Source organism: Bradyrhizobium algeriense, assembly GCF_003062295.1.
GTDB lineage: Bacteria > Pseudomonadota > Alphaproteobacteria > Rhizobiales > Xanthobacteraceae > Bradyrhizobium > Bradyrhizobium algeriense.
On sequence record NZ_PYCN01000022.1, the window covers coordinates 92,879 to 112,361 of the forward strand.

At 61.8% G+C, this 19,483-nt stretch carries 20 protein-coding genes; 13 read left to right on the forward strand and 7 right to left on the reverse strand.

Translation table 11 applies throughout. The features are described from left to right. Positions 1-392: 392 nt before the first annotated feature. The gene (locus C7G61_RS30995) at positions 393-1,205 is read left to right on the forward strand and encodes an outer membrane protein (protein ID WP_108521018.1); all 813 of its coding nucleotides are present in this window, start codon (positions 393-395) and stop codon (positions 1,203-1,205) included. A gap of 233 nt (positions 1,206-1,438) precedes the next feature. Beyond that, a complete protein-coding gene (locus C7G61_RS31000) occupies positions 1,439-1,873 on the forward strand; it encodes an acyl-CoA thioesterase (RefSeq protein ID WP_108521094.1) in 435 nt (144 codons plus the stop codon). 202 nt (positions 1,874-2,075) lie between these two features. Here C7G61_RS31000 and C7G61_RS31005 read toward each other — a convergent pair whose 3' ends face one another. The 4 genes from C7G61_RS31005 to C7G61_RS45670 all read right to left on the reverse strand — a co-directional run bounded on the left by C7G61_RS31005 (position 2,076) and on the right by C7G61_RS45670 (position 8,371). Further along, the gene (locus C7G61_RS31005) at positions 2,076-2,441 is read right to left on the reverse strand and encodes a hypothetical protein (RefSeq protein WP_108521021.1); all 366 of its coding nucleotides are present in this window, start codon (positions 2,439-2,441) and stop codon (positions 2,076-2,078) included. Positions 2,442-2,471: 30 nt separating this feature from the next. After that, a complete protein-coding gene (locus tag C7G61_RS31010) occupies positions 2,472-5,600 on the reverse strand; it encodes an efflux RND transporter permease subunit (protein ID WP_108521024.1) in 3,129 nt (1,042 codons plus the stop codon). Positions 5,601-5,612: 12 nt separating this feature from the next. After that, positions 5,613-7,274 (reverse strand): efflux RND transporter periplasmic adaptor subunit, encoded by a 1,662-nt coding sequence (locus C7G61_RS31015; protein WP_108521026.1) that lies wholly within the window; start codon positions 7,272-7,274, stop codon positions 5,613-5,615. Between the two features lie 737 nt (positions 7,275-8,011). Beyond that, entirely contained in the window at positions 8,012-8,371 is a 360-nt protein-coding gene (locus C7G61_RS45670; protein ID WP_108521028.1) for a hypothetical protein, read from the reverse strand. Between the two features lie 471 nt (positions 8,372-8,842). Here C7G61_RS45670 and C7G61_RS31025 point away from each other — a divergent pair, with 471 nt between their 5' ends. The 7 genes from C7G61_RS31025 to C7G61_RS31055 all read left to right on the forward strand — a co-directional run bounded on the left by C7G61_RS31025 (position 8,843) and on the right by C7G61_RS31055 (position 13,625). Continuing rightward, positions 8,843-9,301, forward strand: coding sequence for a hypothetical protein (locus C7G61_RS31025; RefSeq protein ID WP_108521030.1), 459 nt, complete (start codon positions 8,843-8,845; stop codon positions 9,299-9,301). Between the two features lie 76 nt (positions 9,302-9,377). Further along, the gene (locus tag C7G61_RS46220) at positions 9,378-9,674 is read left to right on the forward strand and encodes a hypothetical protein (protein ID WP_108521033.1); all 297 of its coding nucleotides are present in this window, start codon (positions 9,378-9,380) and stop codon (positions 9,672-9,674) included. A 74-nt stretch (positions 9,675-9,748) separates the two neighbouring features. Beyond that, complete coding sequence (locus tag C7G61_RS31035; protein WP_108521035.1) at positions 9,749-11,152, forward strand: TolC family protein; 1,404 nt, start codon at positions 9,749-9,751, stop codon at positions 11,150-11,152. Positions 11,153-11,164: 12 nt separating this feature from the next. Continuing rightward, a complete protein-coding gene (locus C7G61_RS31040) occupies positions 11,165-12,547 on the forward strand; it encodes a multicopper oxidase family protein (protein ID WP_108521096.1) in 1,383 nt (460 codons plus the stop codon). Positions 12,548-12,586: 39 nt separating this feature from the next. Next, on the forward strand, positions 12,587-13,078 hold the full coding sequence (locus C7G61_RS31045; RefSeq protein ID WP_108521037.1) for a cupredoxin domain-containing protein: 492 nt from the start codon (positions 12,587-12,589) through the stop codon (positions 13,076-13,078). A gap of 36 nt (positions 13,079-13,114) precedes the next feature. After that, complete coding sequence (locus C7G61_RS31050) at positions 13,115-13,417, forward strand: copper-binding protein (RefSeq protein WP_108521039.1); 303 nt, start codon at positions 13,115-13,117, stop codon at positions 13,415-13,417. Between the two features lie 49 nt (positions 13,418-13,466). Beyond that, a complete protein-coding gene (locus tag C7G61_RS31055; RefSeq protein WP_244608546.1) occupies positions 13,467-13,625 on the forward strand; it encodes a hypothetical protein in 159 nt (52 codons plus the stop codon). 261 nt (positions 13,626-13,886) lie between these two features. Here C7G61_RS31055 and C7G61_RS31060 read toward each other — a convergent pair whose 3' ends face one another. Then, positions 13,887-14,285, reverse strand: a complete 399-nt coding sequence (locus tag C7G61_RS31060) for an MAPEG family protein (RefSeq protein WP_108521042.1) — start codon at positions 14,283-14,285, stop codon at positions 13,887-13,889. A 90-nt stretch (positions 14,286-14,375) separates the two neighbouring features. Between C7G61_RS31060 and hemH the strand changes: the two genes are divergently transcribed. From hemH to C7G61_RS31075, 3 genes are all read left to right on the forward strand, one after another. Then, entirely contained in the window at positions 14,376-15,413 is a 1,038-nt protein-coding gene (hemH, locus tag C7G61_RS31065; protein WP_108521098.1) for a ferrochelatase, read from the forward strand. 188 nt (positions 15,414-15,601) lie between these two features. Next, positions 15,602-16,603, forward strand: coding sequence for an SPFH domain-containing protein (locus C7G61_RS31070; protein ID WP_108521044.1), 1,002 nt, complete (start codon positions 15,602-15,604; stop codon positions 16,601-16,603). 44 nt (positions 16,604-16,647) lie between these two features. Continuing rightward, on the forward strand, positions 16,648-17,094 hold the full coding sequence (locus tag C7G61_RS31075) for an NfeD family protein (protein ID WP_108521046.1): 447 nt from the start codon (positions 16,648-16,650) through the stop codon (positions 17,092-17,094). 198 nt (positions 17,095-17,292) lie between these two features. Here the strand turns inward: C7G61_RS31075 and C7G61_RS31080 are convergent, their stop codons facing one another. Beyond that, positions 17,293-17,628 (reverse strand): winged helix-turn-helix transcriptional regulator, encoded by a 336-nt coding sequence (locus tag C7G61_RS31080; RefSeq protein ID WP_108521048.1) that lies wholly within the window; start codon positions 17,626-17,628, stop codon positions 17,293-17,295. Positions 17,629-17,700: 72 nt separating this feature from the next. On the opposite strand from C7G61_RS31080, the gene C7G61_RS31085 reads away from it, so the two are divergent. Then, the gene (locus tag C7G61_RS31085; protein ID WP_108521050.1) at positions 17,701-18,252 is read left to right on the forward strand and encodes a carboxymuconolactone decarboxylase family protein; all 552 of its coding nucleotides are present in this window, start codon (positions 17,701-17,703) and stop codon (positions 18,250-18,252) included. Between the two features lie 99 nt (positions 18,253-18,351). Here C7G61_RS31085 and C7G61_RS31090 read toward each other — a convergent pair whose 3' ends face one another. Then, the gene (locus C7G61_RS31090) at positions 18,352-19,365 is read right to left on the reverse strand and encodes a KpsF/GutQ family sugar-phosphate isomerase (RefSeq protein ID WP_108521052.1); all 1,014 of its coding nucleotides are present in this window, start codon (positions 19,363-19,365) and stop codon (positions 18,352-18,354) included. Between the last annotated feature and the right edge of the window lie 118 nt (positions 19,366-19,483).

Consider the following 19,483-nt stretch of genomic DNA (forward strand, 5'->3'; position numbering starts at 1 on the left):
GCACCAGTCCCGGATTGCGCTGCGCTCCATCCGGGCTACAAGCTACAAGCGGCGTGACACTTGGTTTGCGTCGACGATTCCGGCGCGAACGGCCGCTTACGAACGAACCCGAGATCGGTTTCAATCATAAGACGCGCCCAGATGCCGCATGCCGCGTATCGCGTCTATCGATGCACTGGTCACGCTCTTTGCGGCGTGTGACGAATGTAAGAAGTCATTGCAGCGCAGGCACTTTCGATAGGTTCGCGGCTTCGGATCCCGGGTCCGGATGAACGGTTCGGTCTGGCTGGAATCGTGGAGCCGGCGGTGTGTGATGTCCGCGCAACAGCATTCTACCTTGGAATGTGTAGATCGTTTCTCCGGGACCGTTTCAGTATCTCAGAGGAACTACCATGAAGAGCTTTCTACTTGGAACGGCAGCACTGGCGACGCTGTGTCTGTCGCTTCCGGCGCTTGCCGCCGATCTTCCCGCCCGCGTGACCAAGGCACCCGCCTTGATCGCGGCGGCCTACGACTGGTCCGGTTTCTATCTCGGCGTTCACGCCGGCTATACGTTCGGTGAAGACGACAACATCTCCACGACCGGACAGGCCGCGGCAAACATCGCCAATGTCGCGGGTGGTGCACGCCCGGGACAGGTTCGTCTCGATCGCGACGGCTTCATCGGCGGTGGCCAGGCCGGTTACAACTGGCAACTCACCCCGAACTGGGTGGTCGGTCTGGAAACCGACATCTCCTATGTCGACATTCGCAATGATACGAATGTCGTGACGATCCCGCTGAACGGGATCGGCACGCTCAACAATAACTTCCGCACGCGCATGGAATATTTCGGCACCGTGCGCGGCCGCATCGGTTACGCCTGGGACCGCACCCTGCTCTATGCGACGGGTGGTCTCGCCTATGCGGATATCGAGAACAGCGTCGCGTTCTTCGGTCCCGCCGGACAGCTCCAGTTCGCAGGCAACAATCGCCGTACCGAGGCCGGTTACACCGTCGGCGCCGGCATCGAGCACGCATTCGCTTCAAACTGGACCGTGAAGGCGGAATATCTGTACTACGATTTCAGGGATGAGACGGTGAACGTTGCCGTCGTTCCCGGCGGCGGCGGCGGTGGCACCGGCTACAACAGCCGTTTCGAAAACGATGGCCACATCGTGCGCGCCGGCCTGAACTACAAGTTCGGTGCAATGGGCGGGAGGTAGAACGCGCATCTGCGACATCAACAACGAGAAGCCCGGCCTCGCGCCGGGCTTTTTTAGGTGGGTAGTGCGGTCCGTAGCCCGGGTGAAGCGCAGCGCAACCCGGGGCCGTAGAGCCCGCGGGCCCCACCAGTCCCGGATTACGCTGCGCTCCATCCGGGCTACAAGCGGGCGGCTTTATGAAACGGATACGGTGGGCTATGCAGGCGATCGATCATGTACAGCCGGAGCCCCCGATGTCACGCGAGCAATTCTGGTTCTTCCATCCCTTCCGCGTGCGCTATTCCGAGATCGACGGCCAGGGCGTCGTCTTCAACGCGCACTATTTGACCTACTTCGACACCACCATCACCGAGTATTTTCGGGCGCTCGGCTACGATCAGTATGCCGACGCCAAGCAGACGGGCGAGGATTTCCACGTCGTCAAATCGGTCATTGAATTCAAGGCGCCGGTCCGGTTCGACTGGGAACTGGACGTCGGCGCGCGCGTGGCGCGGATCGGCAACTCGAGCCTCACCTTCGAACTCGCGATCTTCCTGAAGGGCGGCGATGAGGCGCTCGTGACCGGTGAAATCGTCTGGGTCAACACCAACCAGCAAACCCATCGCCCGGTCCCGATATCGAAGGCGATCCGGGAACGGATCGCGGCGCGGGAGCGGCATCTGGCATGAGATTTCTGCCGTTGTCGTACTCGGAACCATCCACGTCATTGCCTGCGACAAACGCGAAGCGTTTGCGCAAGGAAGCGAAGCGACGAAGCAATCCAGCTTGGTTCTTGGCGAGGCATGGATTGCTTCGCTTCGCTCGCAATGACGGGGAGTTACAAAGTCGCGGCGCCTGGGCCCCAAAGGATCAGCGCCGCCTCAGGCGGTGCTAGTCGAAGCGCGCCGTTGCAGTCTTGCCATCCGGCAAGGTGAGCTGAACCGCCCCTTTGAACTTGGCCGGCAGGGCCGTGGCCGCTGTTCCGCTCAGCACGTTCTTTTCCGAGGGAACGAGCGTAATGCGTTCGGCTTTGCCTCCCAGATTGAAAATGGCGACGCCCTTGAAACCCTTCGGATCGATCGGCTTGTCGTTCTCGCCGATCAGGAAGACTTCAATCGCCGTGTCTTTCGCGACGAGTTCCACGTGGTATGGACCGGCGTCGGCGACACGCCCGCCATGAGAAGCTTTCGGCTCGTGTGCATAGGCGGGCAGGGCGGCCAGCAGGGCAACACCGAGGGTGAGATATCTGAACTTCATGCGTAGTCTCCTTTGGGAAGATAGGAACGATCAATAAGAATGCGAAGCAGCATGATCTGCGAGTTGCTCCTCGGATTGGCGTTGCATCAGTCGCATGAGCGGCTTCCTGCCGAACGTGAGGAACAGCACAGGCGTGATCAGGGCATCGAGCAATGTCGCGCTGACAAGTCCGCCGAAAATCGTCACGGCGACCGGGTGCAATATCTCCTTGCCCGGATCGTCAGCCGCGATCAGCAGCGGCAGCAGCGCCAGCCCCGCGGACAGCGCGGTCATCAGGACGGGTGTCATGCGCTCGAGGCTTCCGCGGATGACAAGCTCCGGCCCGAATTCCATGCGCTCGTGCAAGGCGAGATTGATGTAGTGGCTTATCTTGAGAATACCATTGCGCGTCGCGATCCCCGTGAGGGTTATGAAGCCAATCATACTGGCGACAGACAACGGCTGACCGGTCAGCGCCAGTGCCGCGACCGAGCCGATCAAGGCCAGCGGCACCCCACCCATGATGATCGCGGCCAGCACCGCGGAGCGGTAGCGGCTGTAGAGAATTGCAAAGATCAGCGCCAGAGACACGACTGAAAGGATACCTATCCTGAGGCTGGCTTCCTCCTGGGCCTGGAATGTGCCTTCAAGACTCGCGGTGACGCCCTGCGGCAGGCTCGCCGCCTGTAATTCGACGCGAATGCGCCGCACGATCTCGGCCATGTCGGTCTTGCCGTCCGAGTTCGCGAGTATGACGATGCGCCTGCGGCCGTTCTCCCTCAGGATTTGATTCGGCCCATCGGTCTCCTTCACGTCTGCGATCTGACGCGCCGGTATCCACCCCGATGGGGTCTTGATCAGGAGGTCGCCGAGCTTCTCGGTCGTGCGAAGGCGGTCCGGAAGCCTCATGACGACGTCGTAGCGCTTGTAGCCGTCGACCACGCGCGAGATGACGCGCCCGCTCGACAGGCGCGACAACTGATCGGTCACGGCGCCCGGCTGCACGCCGTACAAAGCGGCCCGCGTATAATCGACGCGGATCTCGAGTTGCGGAATCCGAACCTGCTTTTCGACCTGCAGGTCCTGGATGCCTTCGATTTTCGAGAGTCGCAGTCGGAGTTCTTCCGCGCTGTTTCGCAGCGTATCGAGGTCGTCGCCGAACAGTTTCAGGGCGAGCTCGGCACGGACGCCCGAGAGCAGATGATCGAGCCGGTGCGATATCGGCTGCCCGACATTGACCGAGAGCGGCAGCACCGAAAGCCGGGAGCGTATATCCGCGACGATCTCGGATTTCGGCCGCTGCGAGGCTTTGAGGTCGACGTCGATTTCAGACGAATGGACGCCTTCCGCGTGCTCGTCCAGTTCCGCGCGTCCCGTACGCCGCCCGACGCTGATCACTTCCGGAACATCAAGCAGGAGTCGTTCGGCGATCGACCCCACCCGGGTCGATTCGGAAAGCGAAACGCCGGGATTGAACGCAAGATTGATGGTGAAAGTGCCTTCGTTGAAGGCCGGAAGGAACGCGCGGTTCAGGCCGAATACACCCGCACCGGCACCCAGCACCGCCAGCGCCGTGACGCCGAGCAGCAATCCCTTGTGAACGAAGGCAAACCCGAGCGCCGCATGGTTCGCAGACTTGAGCTTGCGGACCAGCCAGCTCTCTCGTTCTGCGAGGCGTTTCATCCCCGGCAGCAGGTAGTAGGCCATGACAGGGGTGAGGGTGATCGAAACCAGCAGGCTTGCGAGGATCGAGATGATGTAGGCGTGACCGAGTGGTGCGAACAGCCGTCCCTCGATGCCCGAAAGCGCAAACAGCGGCACGAACACGAGGACGATGATCATTGTGGCGTAGACGATGCCCGACCGCACTTCGTTGGATGCCGAAACCACCACGTCGAACACGGAGCGGGGGCTGCCTTGCTCCCTGTTTTCGCGCAGCCGGCGGAAGATGTTCTCGACATCGACCACCGCGTCATCGACCAACTCGCCGATGGCGATCGCAAGGCCGCCCAGGGTCATCGTGTTGATCGACAGGCCAAGCAGCTTGAAGATGATGGCCGTGGTCAGGATCGAGACCGGGATCGCCGTCAGCGAAATGGCCGTCGTGCGCCAGTTGAGAAGAAACGCGAACAGGATGACGGCCACGACAAGGGCGGCTTCGAACAGCACCCGCTCCACGTTCTGGATCGAGTTTTCGATGAAACTCGCCTGCCTGAATATGATCTCGCTGGCTTTCACGCCGGACGGCAGGCTGGGCTCCAGCTCCGCGAGCACCTGTGTGATCTGTCGCGTCAGTTGCACCGTGTCGACATTGGGCTGCTTCTCGACCGAGACGATCACGGCGGGCTTGCTCATATAGCCCGCGTCACCGCGCTTGACCTTGGGCGAAAATTCAACATTCGCTACCTGCCGAAGCAGGATAGGACGTCCTTCGATGGTGGTAACGACGATGTTGCGCAGGTCTTCCAGGCTCGTCGTGCGTCCGATATTGCGGATGAGAAATTCGCGGGCATTCTGATCGGTGAACCCGCCGCCGGTGTTGGTGCCGAACTGCCTTAGCGCCAGCTCTATTTGCTCATAGCCCACGCCGAGCGCGCGTAGCGCCGAAGGCAGCGGCGCGATCCGGTACTGACGAACCTCGCCGCCAATCGGGATCACCTGCGCGACACCCGGTATCGCGAGCAGCCGGGGCCTGATCGTGAAGTCGGCGATCTCGCGCACCTCCATCGGCGATGCCGTCTTCGACGTCACCGCGATCAGGAGAATCTGGCCCATGATCGAACTGATCGGGCCGATCTGCGGGGTGACGTTGAGAGGCAGCTGGCTCTGCACTTGGGCGAGGCGTTCCGCGACCAGCTGGCGGTTGCGGAAGATATCGGTTCCCCAATCGAACTCGACGTAGACGATCGAAAGTCCGATGCCCGAGACCGATCGAACCCGGCTGACGCCCGGCACGCCGTTCATCTGGGTTTCGATCGGGAAGCTGACGAGCTGCTCGACTTCCGGCGGGGCGTAACCTTCGGATTCCGTCATGATGGTAACGGTCGGACGGTTGAGGTCCGGGAACACATCGACGGGCAACTGGCGCGCGGTATAGGCGCCCAGAAGAACGAGGATACTCGCCATCGCAAGAACAAGGAGGCGATTGCGGAGCGAGGCGCTGACCAGGAATGTGAACATGAGTGTGCCTCCTCAGCGTACGTGATCGAGAAGGTCCGCGCCTTGCGACACGATCCGCTTGCCGGGCGTGAAGCCGGACACGATCAGGACACGATCGCCGTCGAGCGGCTCCGTGCGTACGCTCCTTGCCATGAACCGCTCGGGGGCTATGTGCTCGTAGACGAAATCCTGGCCGTTTGAGCCGCGAACGACGCTGCTGCGCGGCACCGCGAGGCCTTCCTTGGTATCGTCGGTCGTGACCAGCACGGTCAGGAACTGGCCGGCCCTAAGCCCCGCCGTGTCGCCCGTCACGGCAAAATGCACCGGCACCGATTGGCTGCGATCGGCGAAGCCGGTACCCTGATAGACAAGGTCGTAATTCCTGCCCGTATAGGTCGACGCCCGCGCGCCGCGGGACGGTTCGAGGCTCTCGAAACTCAGCGCCTCGACCCACAGCCGCGAGGGATCGATGATGTTGAAGACGATGGAGCTCGGCTGAACGATCTGGCCAGCCACGGCGCTGCCTTCGGCGATCACGCCTGCCACCGGCGCGATCAGCGCTTCGGGATCGCGGCGCGATTTTTCAATCGATGCGCGCCGTTCGCGAAGCCCTTCCAGCTCGAGCCGTGTGTCCTCGAGTTGGGTCCGCGATATCGCGCCCGACGGCGCGAGCTGCTCGTAACGCGCAAACCTGCGTTCGACGATCGAGATTTGCTGATCGAGTTCGCCCTGGCGCTGCCGCATGTCGGAAACATCGATCGCCGCAATGGGCGGCGTGACATAGCCGAGGATATCGCCTTGCTTCACCCGCGTGCCCAACCGGGGAAAGCCGCCCGGGGCTGCGGAAAGGCGTCCGCCGACAGCGGATTGCACATATCCGCTGGCATTGGGGTCGGGAATTATCCTACCCGGAAGTTCAGTGATTTTCTTGTGCTCCGCGTTTTCGGCGACCAGCGTCCGCACCGCAAATATCCGCTGCACCGTCTTGGGCACAAAAACCGCCCCATCCGGAAGGCGCTGGGCGCGCTCGCCGGAGACGGTGTTGATGGCGACTTGCGCCTTTTCTTCCTCATGGCCGTGGCCTTCATGCGCTTCCGGCGCGCGCGCGCCCATGAGCACGGAAAAGATCACAACAAGGGCTGCCGCCTTGCGCCCACCGCGCAGGGCAATGGCAGCGAGCAGCGCCCCGATGAGAGCGCCGCCCAGGACGAGAAGAACCGAAACCTTGCTGATATGCCCGCCGGGAGCCGTATCCTGTTGTGTCGCGCTTTGCGCGGTGCCTGGCGCCGTCTGGATCGTCAGCGGCAGAATGTCGGTGGTGTCTCCCGCCGTGACTGTGAAAATCAGGTCCGTACGTCCGCTCTTTGCGAGCCACGGCGCTGCCACCCGGTATGTGCCGTCGGCACCCGCCGCGGCTTTTACGGGACCACCAGGGGATTCGACTTCAATCGTTGCGCCGGTTACCGGCTCATTGGTGGCGAACCGGTCGAGATAGATCTCGAGATTTTCGCCGCGGACAATCGCAACGATCTCGAACGCGTCGGAATCGGCCTCGCCGCGTGGCAGCGCGCCTGCCGAGACGGGCGGCTGTTCCCCATGGTCATGGCCCTCGTGGGCGGAAGCGGGGGCAATCGCAGCGCATAGAACTGCGGTCACCGCGAGAGCACGCAGGGCACGCCCGAAATAGGAAAACATACCTATAGTCCTTCAATCTGAAATGCCGTCGCTTGCGGGCAGCATACGACATGCCTCGCAAACTCAGTGATCGTTTAGCTTCAGATGAAGTATTTGGGAGGCCGCTTGAGCGACCCAGGCTCGCGGCTTGCCCATGTCTGTGATGGATGAAACGCGACACGCATTATCGTCCGGGGAAAAGCGAGATGCTCCACGGAACTGGGCAAACCGGCGGTGACGCAGGCACATGAACAGCAGCCGCCGCCGCAGTCCCGGCTCGAAGGTGCGGGTATCTCAGTCTGCCCCAACTGCGCCTGCAGCAACGCAGACGTCGCCGCCTGTTGGGACTCATGAGACGCGGCTTGGCCGTGGCCGCCATGAACTGCCGCGGACGCTCCAGCAAGATGCGGATGGCCGGTATGGGCCTGGACAGCTGACGGCGCGAACGAAAGCACGATCAAAACGATCGCCGCTCCCAGAATTCGCATAATCCGCTGTTTAAGCATCATGGCTCTATTCTAACACAACCGCCCAAAATCACATGTCCTTGGAAACCGGAACTTCAAGGTTCATATGTACTTTCTCACCAGACGTTGAGCAACCCTCAGGCGATAATCTTGCCGGCGGCGGCCGTAAGGCGGATCAGCGATCGGGATTGGCTTCAAAACTCACGCTGAATAACGTCCACTCAAATTGTTGTGCCCACGCGCCTTCTCGCCGCACGCAGCTTCGCGCCGTGGAATCATTCGTCGAAAGCGTTAGTGGTGGCCGTGATGGCCGCCATGATGGCCTCCGTGGTGGCCGCCATGATGACCGTGATGGTGATGGTGATGGTGAAATCCTCCGCCACCAAAACCAAAATGAATGCTCGGTCCGCCGCCGTAATAGTAGCCTGGTCCGCTGTCATAGTAGCGCGGGCCCGTTTCATAGCAGGTCCGGCCCCAGCGATAACCGTTCCATCTTCGTTCACATACCAGATGCACCTGTTCGGTCAGCTCACGCGCAACAGATGCGCCCAATCCACCATTTGCCGGCATCGCGTCTGCCCGCGTGCTGACGAGCGATCCTGCGCCGGCGAGGGCCGCCACAGCTGTAGCTGCCAAAATCAAACGACGCATTTTTCTTCCTCTTGGGCCGAAGACTCTCCTGGAGCCCGTTACTTCGAGCCGTTTGGCGCTTCAGCGCAACCACGCCAGAACGGCAGGTCCAACTTATGTTTCGGCCGCGCTTTGCATTATGTCTGATTGTCGCAGCGCGACTCTGAACAAGGCATGGCGGATCAATTCATCGTTTGTTCATTAATCCGGCGGGCAGTGCAGAGGATCTCGCCGCCGTAAGAATTCTTCCGCGCACCGCAAGCTTTTTGCCTTCCTTGCAAGGATATGCAGCATGCCTATGAGGACCGGCAGCAAGCGGCGACAAATCGGACCAAGGAAAAAGATTGCAGGACTGATGGCGGCCGTCGGCCGCGCAGACCGCTGAACTGCGCCCCGGAACTTTTCCAGAGGGGAATGTTCGCACTTGGCGGTGAAAGCGTTTCCGCGTAGGCTGCCTGCGCCGTGTGTTCTGATTGCGAGATTTAGAACTGAATGTTCGTGCGTTTGACCAGAGCGAAGCGATTGAAGGCAGGGTGGCTGCTCGCCCTGGTCTATATGCTTTGCGTGCTTGCGCCGGGCATCTCCTTCGCGTTTTCGGATGGGTTGCGGGCGACGGCCCACGGTCTGGGCGTCGTGCATGTTCATGAGCTTAGCGAAGCTTCGGCGCAACACGCCCACCAAGGCGGGCATGTGCACGAACATTCCGCCAGTCATGCGCATGACGGCCACAAAGATGTAGCGTATGTCGCCGACGAAGCGCCGGCTCCTTCCAGCGGACCGCATCAGACCTCGGGAGCGCAATGCTGCGGCGTGGTATGCTTGAGTGGGTTGCCCGCCACTATTGTTGACATCGTCAAGCCTTCGGCGCCGACCTCTATCTGTGCTTCCGAGAATTATCGAAGCGCCGTCGATAACGCTCCCCCACGACATTACCGCCCTCCCATTTCCTGACCTGACGGAATGACGTGGTGCCGCGCCCGTTAAGGGCACGCGCGCCTGTGATCCATCGGCAGTTCAGGGAAAAGCCATGCTTGCGCAGTTTGGGGCGAACTTCGCCGCCGTTCATTCGGTGGTGGGACAATTCAATAGACGTAGATCCGGAATCCTCCTCGCGGGAGTGGCCGTCGCGGCCGTCACCCTGGGAGGATGCATGCCGGCGACTGTTGCGCTAATTGGCGCCGATCCCGCGGACCCCGGCGCCAAGGTAGCCGGAGCGGGCTATCGTTCGACAATTGCTCCTTACACCAGCCTTCGCCCAACCGCTCCAGCCCCGTGGCGCCAGCAGAACGAACGCGTCGCTCCGGCGCCCAAGTCTGGCCGATAGGAGCGCGAACAATGAGTCGAAATTTTCGGATCGCTCTGTTCCCAGCAGATCGGCTTCGATTGAAGCCTGCGTACATGGCTGCGCTTCTTTCAACTGTTGCTTTGACGGGATGCGCGTCCTTCTCGCCAGATGGCGGAATGAACGTCGTCGCCACCGTCGCCAGCGAGACCATTAATAAAGACGTGGTGTCCATTCGCACGACCGACGACGCAGAACGGGCGAAAGCCGCCGTCCAAGGTCTTCTTCGTCGAGCCCTGACGGTGGACACCGCCGTCCAGATCGCGCTCCTCAACAATCGGGGCCTGCAGGCGGCGTACAACGAATTGGCCTTGGCCGAAGCCGAGTTTGTCGAGGAAAGCCTGCCGCCCAATCCGACTTTCGCGATTTCTCGCATCGCAGGCAATGGCGGGTACGAGATCGAGCGTCAGGTTGTCGGCGACATTCTGGCGCTGGCCACCCTGCCGTTCCGGTCGGAGATCGCCCGGCAGCGCTTCCAAAAGGCTCAGTTGCGCGCGGCAGAGGAGACGCTGCGGCTCGCAGCCGAGGTCAGGCGCGCGTATTATCGTGCGGTCGGGGCCAACGAACTCGTCGTCCTGCTTACCGATGCAAAGTCCACAGCGGAATCCACGGCCCAGCTTGCCCTGAAGCTGGGAGAGACCGGATCGCTGAACAAGCTCGACCAGGCCCGTGAGCAGGTCTTCTACGCGGAGATCACGGCCGACCTTGCGACGCTTCGTCAGGATGCCACAAGCTCCCGCGAGCGCCTGATCCGCTTGCTTGGATTGTGGGACGGTGACCTCGGCTTCCGGCTGCCACAGAAATTGCCGGCCTTGCCGCGCCAGCCACTGTCGCTGCCGCGGATCGAGGTGGATGCCGTCGCACATCGTATCGATCTCCAGATGGCCCGCATTGAGTTGGGCCTTCTTGCGAAGTCGCTCAAGCTCACAGAGGCAACACGATTCGTCACGCTTCTCGATCTTGCGGGGATCGACAAGAAGACTCGCGAGCCGGAAGGCGCTCCATTCCGGGAACGGGGTTTCGACATCGCATTCCAGATTCCGATCTTCGACGGCGGCGAGGTCCGCGTCCGGCAAGCCGCGGAGACTTACAATCAGGCATTCAATCGTCTGACCGAAAAAGCAGTGGACGTGCGTTCGGAAGCACGCGATGCGTTCCGTGTCTACCGTTCGACCTACGACATCGCCGGACACTACCAGCGCGAGGTGTTGCCGCTCCGCGAGATCATCTCGGACGAGATGAAACTGCGTTTCAGCAGCATGCAGGTCGACGTCTTTGCGTTGCTGACGGAAGCACGGCAGCGGATCGCGGCGTTGCGTGCCGCTATCGAAGCCAAGCGGGACTTCTGGCTTGCACAGTCCGAATTGAAGACAGCCGTCAACGGCGGGGGCAGTAGCAGCGAAAGTCCACGACAACCCCGTGCATCGGCCACCGCCCAGGCGGGCGGGGGCGGACATTGAATGGAGAAGACCATGTTATCCCGACGAAGTTTTCTTGGCACGGCAACGGCGCTTGCAAGCGCAACGGCGATCAGCGGCCGCGTGCAGGCCGCAAATATCCCGGAAGCGCCGATCATGGAGAAGGCGACCATGCAGCCGCCGCTCTATCCCTCGAGCGGGCCGGACTATCGGCCGGTCGTGACGCTCAATGGCTGGACGCTGCCCTGGCGCATGAACGGTGACTGGAAGGAATTCCATCTCGTCGCCGAGCCGGTCGAACGCGAATTCGCTGAAGGCATGAAGGTCCATCTGTGGGGCTACAACGGCCAGTCGCCGGGTCCCACCATTGAGGCGGTCGAGGGTGACAAGCTCCGCATCTTCGTCACTAACAAGTTGCCCGAGTATACCACCGTGCATTGGCACGGGGTGCTCTTGCCGAGCGGCATGGACGGCGTCGGTGGACTGACCCAGCCGCATATTCAGCCGGGCAAGACGTTCGTCTATGAATTCGAGATGAAGCATAGCGGCACCTTCATGTACCACCCGCACTCGGATGAAATGGTCCAGATGGCGATGGGCATGATGGGAATGATCGTCGTGCACCCGCGCGATCCCAAGTTTCGCCCGGTCGATCGCGACTTCGTCTTTATCATGAGCTCGTACCTGATTGATCCCGGCACCTATCTGCCGAAGGTGAACGAGATGACCGATTTCAACATGTGGACCTGGAACAGCCGCGTGTTTCCCGGCATCGATCCGCTGCCGGTTCGGCTTGGCGATCGCGTGCGTGTACGTATCGGCAATCTCACCATGACCAATCACCCGATCCATCTGCACGGGCATAATTTCGCCGTGAGCTGCACCGATGGCGGATGGGTTCCCGAAACCGCGCAATGGCCGGAAACCACGATCGATGTTCCCGTCGGCGCGATACGTGCCTTCGATGTTCTCGCGGACAATCCGGGCGACTGGGCGTTCCACTGCCACAAGTCGCATCACACCATGAACGCGATGGGACACGATGTCAGAAACCTGATCGGCGTATCGAGAAAGGATTTGGCCAAAGCGGTCGGCAAGCTGGCGCCCGACACCATGGTCATGGGCGAGCGCGGCATGGCGATGGGCGACATGGAAATGCCGGGCCCCGACAACACGCTGCCGATGATGACCGGGACCGGCCAGTTCGGCCCGATCGAAATGGGCGGCATGTTTACGGTCATGAAGATCCGCGAAGGGCTTGCGCGTGACGATTACAAGGATCCGGGTCCGTACAAGTTTCCGAAGGGCACGGTCGCCTGGGAGGTCGATGCACCTAACACGGAAGCACCACGGGAGAACAAGCCGAAGGAGTCAGCCAAGCCGACCGAGATGAAGGCGGTGAAGGGGACGAAAGGCATGAAGGGCATGTCACACTAACGAAACCATCAATCCAAACCCAACAGCAAGGAACCGACTATGAAGACTCTCAATCGAACCGGCATCGCGCTCGTCGCAGCATTGCTTCTCTCCGCCTCGGCCTGGGCCGGAGCGGGCCCTTCAGGACACAGTCACAGCCATGACGAGGCGTTTTCCGCCGGCGTGCCGGGCGATCCAAAGAAGCCGGCCAGGATCGTGCAGGTAACGATGAGCGAGACGGACGGCAAGATGATCTTTATGCCGGAGAAAATCCACGTGAAGAAGGGCGAACAGGTGAAGTTCATGCTCCGCAACAATGGCGAACTGGAGCACGAGTTCATCCTCGCGACAACGGCGGAGAACCTCAAGCACGGCGAGGCGATGAAGAAGAATCCCGACATGGAGCATGACGATCCGAACGGCAAGCGGCTTGCCCCGAAGAAGACGGATGAGATGGTCTGGAAATTCACCAAGGCCGGCGAGTTCGAATATTCGTGCCTGATCCCCGGACATCGCGAAGCCGGGATGGTCGGCACGGTTACGGTCAAGTGACGTGAGTCAGGATCAATCGAAGGAAGGGAGTTAAACATGAATGCTAGTAAAGTCGCAGCCGCAGCTCTCGCGCTGTCGCTCGCTTTGTCAAGCGCCAGCGCATTCGCGCAAGCGGCGATGGCCAGCGGCGAGGTCAGGAAGATCGACGAAGCTGCGGGAAAAATCACGCTGAAACACGGTCCCATCAAGAGTCTCGATATGGAGGACGAAATGACGATGGTGTTTCGGGTGCAGGATCCTGCGATGCTCAAGCAGGTGAAAGTCGGCGACAAGGTGAACTTCGACGCGGAAAGAGCCCCGGCAGGCATCACCATCACCAAGATTCAGAAGGGCAAGTAAGCGAAACGATCGGCGCCGCTTCCCGGCTGGCGGGCAGGCGGCGTCGACCGTGAAACGGATATCAATGCGCGGAGAACTGCTGCCAAATGAGAGCGTGAGGGAGCCGAAGGTCGCGCTCATTGCCTGCATGCGAAAGCTGATCGTCATCCTCAAGACCATGATCGCGCGACGGCAGAAATGGGATTCTAGCCGTTACGCGCTGAGCTGAGCGAGCGCACCTCTCCGCGCTCGGTCCTCGACCGAGCGCTTGCAAAGCCAACAGACCGGTGAACGGGCGGGGTCAAGGCCGTAGCCGCCGTAGGCGGGGGCGCGCCAGCGCCAGCCTTGAGGCCGACCGATCACCGGGCTACTTCGGCTCAGTTGCTCTTCTTTGATGGGCGAGCAAGACGCAAACCTCGGGCGCAATCCGCGCTACGAGATCGCGAACGCATGCCCTCTCAGTATGTCTTGAATGCTTCATATGACGACCTTACACTGGCAGATAACCCCTGATCGCCGGCAGGAAGAAAATCGCGATGTTGATCGCGAAGCCGAGGCTCCAGAGGATCGAGCGCAGCGTCGGGCGATTGCCGAGATAGGTGAAGACATAGGCGACCCGCACGATCAGGAAGAGCACCGCGAGCTCGTCGATCAGGTGCTGCGGCCCGAGACGGAATTCCGCCAGCAGGACGGCAACCGCAAAGAACGGAAACGCCTCGATGCCGTTCTGATGGGCGCCGAGCGCGCGGGCGCGGATCGCGTCCTCGTAGAAGGCGGGATCGCGCGGTCTGGCATTGTCGAAATGGCGATGCCCGGCCCATTTGACCGAGGCGATCGTCAGCAAATAGAGCATCAGCGTTCCGAAAACGCACCATTCGGCGACCGTCATGGTTCCTCCCGCCCGCAGGATATGGGCAAAGCGTATCGAACCGGCCATTATCTTGACAAGGATAGTGCAACGCGCGAAGCCATCGAAATCATGACCGCGGTCGCCCCCATCGGACATCCCAGGCCGGCATCGGCAGCCCAGCCGCAACGCGTCGGCGTGCTGCTGGTCAATCTCGGCACGCCTGACACCGCCGACGCCCGGGGTGTGCGGGTTTATCTCAAGGAGTTTCTGTCCGATCCGCGCGTGATCGAGGATCAGGGCCTGCGCTGGAAGCTGATCCTCAACGGCATCATCCTGCGCCTGCGTCCCGGTCGCAAGGCGCGCGACTACCGGAAGATCTGGAATACCGAAAGAGACGAATCCCCGCTCAAGACGATTACGCGCGCCCAGGCCGAAAAGCTTGCAGACGCCATCGCCGATCACGACCACGTCGTGGTCGATTGGGCGATGCGCTACGGCAACCCGTCGATCCGCTCGCGCATCGATGCGCTGACCGCGCAGGGCTGCGACCGGTTGCTGGTCGTGCCGCTCTATCCCCAATATTCCGCCGCGACCTCGGCGACCGTCTGCGACGAAGTGTTTCGCGCGTTCGCCGACATGCGCGCGCAGCCGACGCTGCGGGTGAGCCCGCCTTATTACGACGATCCCGATTACATCGACGCGGTCGCCGTTTCCATGTCAGCGCATCTGGCGACCTTGCCGTTTCAGCCCGAACTGATCGTGGCGTCGTTTCACGGCATGCCGCAGAAATATGTCGACAAGGGCGATCCCTATTACGCCCAGTGCGTTGCAACGACGGAAAGCTTGCGCAAGCGCCTGGGGCTTGATGCCGCAAAACTGATCCTTACGTTTCAGTCGCGCTTCGGCTTCGACGCGTGGCTGCAGCCCTATACGGACAGGACCATCGAAAAGCTGGCGAAAGATGGGGTCAAGCGCATTGCCGTCGTGACCCCCGGCTTCTCCGCCGATTGCCTGGAGACGCTGGAGGAGATCGCGCAGGAAAACGCCGAAATCTTCAAGCACAATGGCGGCGAGCAATTTTTTGCCATCCCCTGCCTCAACGACAGCGATCCCGGCATGGACGTCATCCGCCAGCTCGTTTTGCGTGAGCTTCAAGGCTGGATATAGCCCTTCGAAAATTGAAAATTTGCCGATAGCTTGCCGCCGTTCGGACGCAAGAACATCTGGTGGCCGTCAAACCGTTCCCTAGCTATATAGTCCACAACTTGAGAGCGTCGGCTGAACCGGCGCCGCGGCTTTGCTGACAAATGGATAGCGCGTCCGGCAGCGCTTCCTGCCGGCTTTGGAGGGATTTTATGAGCGGTTTTGACATCTTCGCGATCGCGTTTGTTCTGCTCGTCATTGTTACGCTGTTCGCGGGCGTCAAGACGGTGCCGCAGGGCTATGACTGGACCATCGAGCGGTTCGGCAAATACACCCGCACGTTGGCGCCGGGGCTCAACCTCATCATTCCCTATTTCGACCGCGTCGGCCGCAAGATGAACATGATGGAGCAGGTGATCAGCATTCCCGAGCAGGAGGTGATCACCAAGGACAACGCCACCGTGACGGTGGACGGCGTCGCCTTCTATCAGGTGTTCGATGCCGCCAAGGCGAGTTACGAAGTATCCAATCTCGATCAAGCGATCATCGTGCTGACCATGACCAATATCCGCTCCGTGATGGGATCGATGGACCTCGACCAGGTGCTGTCGCATCGCGACGAGATCAACGAGCGCCTGTTGCGCGTGGTCGATGCCGCGGTGTCGCCGTGGGGGCTGAAGGTCAACCGCATCGAGATCAAGGACATCGTGCCGCCGGCCGATCTGGTCGAGGCGATGGGCCGGCAGATGAAGGCCGAGCGCGTCAAGCGTGCCGACATCCTGCAGGCCGAGGGCCAGCGGCAGTCCGAAATTCTTCGTGCGGAAGGCGCCAAGCAGGGTCAGATTTTGCAGGCTGAAGGCCGCAAGGAAGCCGCGTTCCGTGACGCCGAAGCGCGCGAACGCTCGGCCGAAGCCGAGGCCAAGGCGACGCAGATGGTCTCCGAGGCCATCGCCAAGGGCGACGTCGCCGCGCTGAACTATTTTATCGCCGACAAATACATTAAGGCGTTCGGGCAGCTTGCGGATTCGCCGAACCAGAAGATCGTCATGCTGCCGATCGAAGCGATGAGCATTTTGGGATCGCTTGCCGGCATTGGCGAGATCGCCAAGGCGACCTTCGGCGAGAGCGCGGCCTCTGCGGCGGCCGCTGCGCGGCGGACGTCCTCGGTGCCGAACGCCGGTCCGACGCCGCCGCCGGTCGCGCCGCAGCGGTAGGGGCGGGTCCGGAAGGTCATACTGTTTGATAAGAGGTTCGTGTCATGGCCGAAATTTTCTCTACGTTAGGTACCTGGAATTGGCTGATCTTCGGCTTTGGCCTGATGGCGCTGGAGCTGCTCGCGCCGGGCATTTTTCTGTTCTGGCTCGGGCTTGCGGCGCTGTTGGTCGGATTGCTCTCGTTTGTGATCAACCCGTCCTGGCAGACGCAAATCCTGTTGTTCGCCATCTTCACAGTCGCCGCCGTGCCGGCGTGGCGACACTTCGCGCGCAGCGCTGGAAGCCGCAGCCAGAGCAACCCGTTTCTCAACCGGCGGACCGAAGCGCTGATCGGCCGGGAATTCACGCTGGAAAAGCCGATCGTCGACGGCACGGGCACGGTGCGGATCGACGATACGATCTGGCGTGTCGCCGGCCCCGACGCGCCGGCCGGCAGCCGCGTCAAGGTGGTGCAGGCAGATGGCGCGAGCCTGACGGTGGCGGCGGCTTAGTAGACTCCCTCGCCCCGTCCTTCACGGGGTCGAGACGAGCGAAGCTCGCTCTTAGAGGGTAGGGGTGAGGTGCTCTCTCCGCGAGTGAGCTCTATCGATAGACCTGTACCCCTCACCCGCCGCGCGAAGGGCGCGGCGACCTAAGAGCGAGCTTCGCTCGTCTCGACCCCCGCAAGCGGGGCGAGGTAGAAAGCCCGCTCAATTCCGCTTGCTCCATCGCTCGGCAAAGCGATGCAGCGGCAGGAAGCTTTCCATCAGCTCCCTGCCCAGCGGTGTCAGGCGATAGCCGTCGCCGGCCAGGAGTTCGACGAGGCCGGCCTCGCGCAGCTCCGACAGCCGGGCCTGCATCACCGTCGGCGAGGCGTCGTCGCAGGCGGTGCGCAGCGCGCGCGAGGTCAGCGCGCCGTCGCGCAGCTCCCAGACGATCCGCAAGGTCCAGCGGCGGCCGAGCAGATCGAGCAGCGCCATGACCGGCCGGCCGGTTCTAGAGCCGCGAACGGCAGTTTTCCTTGGGATGGCGGCCGGTTTCGGCATCGAAAGCCCTCTTGCGTGGCGCTACAGATAATGTAGCATATCGCTACGTTATTTGTAGCACAGGAGTTGGCCATGTCCCAGACCGCGCCGCGCATCGCGCCGCTTGAGCCGCCTTATGCACCTGACATTGCCGAGCAGTTCGACCGCATCATGCGTGGCGCGCCGCCGCTGGTGCTGTTTCGCGTCATGGCCGGCAACGCCCGCGCCTGGGAGAAATTCCGCGCCGGCAGTCTGCTGGATCGCGGGCCGCTGTCGTTGCGGGAGCGCGAGATCGTCATCGATCGCACCTGCGGGCGAACCGGATGCGAGTACGAATGGGGCGTGCACATCGCGGCGTTTGCGGCTGCTGCAAAACTGACCGATGAACAGGTCCGCGCCACCGTGCGCGGCGCGGCTACCGAGGCCTGTTGGTCGGAGGCCGAGCAGGCGCTGATCGCCGTCGTCGATGCGCTGCACGACCGCGCAACGCTGAGCGATGCCGAATTCGCGGCGCTGTCGGCGTATTACGACGAGGCGCAGATATTCGAGATCATCCTGCTGTGCGGATTCTATCACACCGTATCGTATCTCGCGAACGGACTGGCGCTGCCGCTGGAGGCGAAGGCGGCAAGGTTTCCGAAGTGAGAATCGTAGGGTGGGTTAGCGAAGCGTAACCCACCATTCTGCGGCTCGGAAATCGGTGGGTTACGCCTTCGGCTAACCCACCCTACGAGACCGTCCAATCTACGCCACGCCCGCGCGCAAAAAATCGTGCAGATGCACGATGCCGACCGGCTTGCCGGCGTCGGTGACGATCAGCGTCGTGATCTTCGAGGAGTTGAGGATCTCCAGCGCCTCGCCGGCCAGGACATCGCCGTCGATCGTCTTCGGATTTTTCGTCATCACTTCATCGACGGTGGCCGCCATCAGATCGGGCCCCATGTGGCGGCGCAAATCGCCGTCGGTGACGATGCCGACAATATGCCCGCGTGCGTCGACGATGCCGACGCAGCCAAAGCCCTTTGAGGTCATCTCGACCAGCGCGTCGGACATTTTGGTGCCCAGCGGCTTCAGCGGCACGGCGTCGCCCGCGTGCATGAGATCGCGGGTATATTTCAGCATTGCACCCAGCTTGCCGCCCGGATGCAGCACGCTGAAATCGACCGACGTAAAGCCGCGGCCTTCCAGCAGCGCGATCGCCAGCGTATCGCCGAGCGCCAGCATCATCAGCGAGGAGGTGGTCGGCGCGAGATTGTGCGGGCAGGCCTCGCGCGCCTTCGGCAGCGTCAGCGCGACGTCGGCCGCCTTGCTGAGCGAGGATTCCCGCTCCGCCGTCATCGCGATCACGGAAATCCGGAACCGCGCGGCGTAGCTGATCAGGTTTTTCATCTCCGGCTGCTCGCCGGACCAGGACAGCGCCAGGATGACGTCCTCGGCCGTGATCATGCCGAGGTCGCCATGGCTCGCTTCGGCCGCATGAACGAAGAACGCCGGCGTGCCGGTGGAGGCGAAGGTCGCGGCGATCTTGCGGCCGATATGGCCGGACTTGCCCAGGCCGGTAACGATCAGCCGTCCCTTGGCGTTCCGGATCAGCTCGGCGGCGGCAGTGAAGGGTGCGCGGAGATCGGACTGCAGCGCCGCCGACAGCGCGGCGATCCCGCCTGCCTCGGCGTCGAGCGTGCGCAGGGCCGATTGGACGGCAGCATCAGCGGGATCGGTGCCGGATGATTTTGCCATCAGCGGGTTCGGATTAGCCATATCTGTTTCCAGGGAAGAGGGGCGTTGGCCCCGGGCCTTTCCTTAGCATGACCCGTCCCGCGATGCGACGCGCATGGGGGCGCTCTCAACGGCTCATTAACCATAATTGTTTTAACTC

Bases quoted from the DNA above. Each gene is read 5' to 3' on its own strand.
- C7G61_RS31090 (WP_108521052.1), bottom strand. From the start codon at position 19,365: ATGGCTAATCCGAACCCGCTGATGGCAAAATCATCCGGCACCGATCCC.
- C7G61_RS45670 (WP_108521028.1), bottom strand. From the start codon at position 8,371: ATGCGTCGTTTGATTTTGGCAGCTACAGCTGTGGCGGCCCTCGCCGGC.
- C7G61_RS31040 (WP_108521096.1), top strand. From the start codon at position 11,165: ATGTTATCCCGACGAAGTTTTCTTGGCACGGCAACGGCGCTTGCAAGC.
- C7G61_RS31015 (WP_108521026.1), bottom strand. From the start codon at position 7,274: ATGTTTTCCTATTTCGGGCGTGCCCTGCGTGCTCTCGCGGTGACCGCA.
- C7G61_RS31070 (WP_108521044.1), top strand. From the start codon at position 15,602: ATGAGCGGTTTTGACATCTTCGCGATCGCGTTTGTTCTGCTCGTCATT.
- C7G61_RS31075 (WP_108521046.1), top strand. From the start codon at position 16,648: ATGGCCGAAATTTTCTCTACGTTAGGTACCTGGAATTGGCTGATCTTC.
- C7G61_RS31025 (WP_108521030.1), top strand. From the start codon at position 8,843: ATGTTCGTGCGTTTGACCAGAGCGAAGCGATTGAAGGCAGGGTGGCTG.
- C7G61_RS31000 (WP_108521094.1), top strand. From the start codon at position 1,439: ATGTCACGCGAGCAATTCTGGTTCTTCCATCCCTTCCGCGTGCGCTAT.
- C7G61_RS31060 (WP_108521042.1), bottom strand. From the start codon at position 14,285: ATGACGGTCGCCGAATGGTGCGTTTTCGGAACGCTGATGCTCTATTTG.
- C7G61_RS31045 (WP_108521037.1), top strand. From the start codon at position 12,587: ATGAAGACTCTCAATCGAACCGGCATCGCGCTCGTCGCAGCATTGCTT.
- C7G61_RS46220 (WP_108521033.1), top strand. From the start codon at position 9,378: ATGCTTGCGCAGTTTGGGGCGAACTTCGCCGCCGTTCATTCGGTGGTG.
- C7G61_RS30995 (WP_108521018.1), top strand. From the start codon at position 393: ATGAAGAGCTTTCTACTTGGAACGGCAGCACTGGCGACGCTGTGTCTG.
- C7G61_RS31080 (WP_108521048.1), bottom strand. From the start codon at position 17,628: ATGCCGAAACCGGCCGCCATCCCAAGGAAAACTGCCGTTCGCGGCTCT.
- C7G61_RS31085 (WP_108521050.1), top strand. From the start codon at position 17,701: ATGTCCCAGACCGCGCCGCGCATCGCGCCGCTTGAGCCGCCTTATGCA.
- hemH (WP_108521098.1), top strand. From the start codon at position 14,376: ATGACCGCGGTCGCCCCCATCGGACATCCCAGGCCGGCATCGGCAGCC.
- C7G61_RS31005 (WP_108521021.1), bottom strand. From the start codon at position 2,441: ATGAAGTTCAGATATCTCACCCTCGGTGTTGCCCTGCTGGCCGCCCTG.
- C7G61_RS31010 (WP_108521024.1), bottom strand. From the start codon at position 5,600: ATGTTCACATTCCTGGTCAGCGCCTCGCTCCGCAATCGCCTCCTTGTT.
- C7G61_RS31050 (WP_108521039.1), top strand. From the start codon at position 13,115: ATGAATGCTAGTAAAGTCGCAGCCGCAGCTCTCGCGCTGTCGCTCGCT.
- C7G61_RS31035 (WP_108521035.1), top strand. From the start codon at position 9,749: ATGGCTGCGCTTCTTTCAACTGTTGCTTTGACGGGATGCGCGTCCTTC.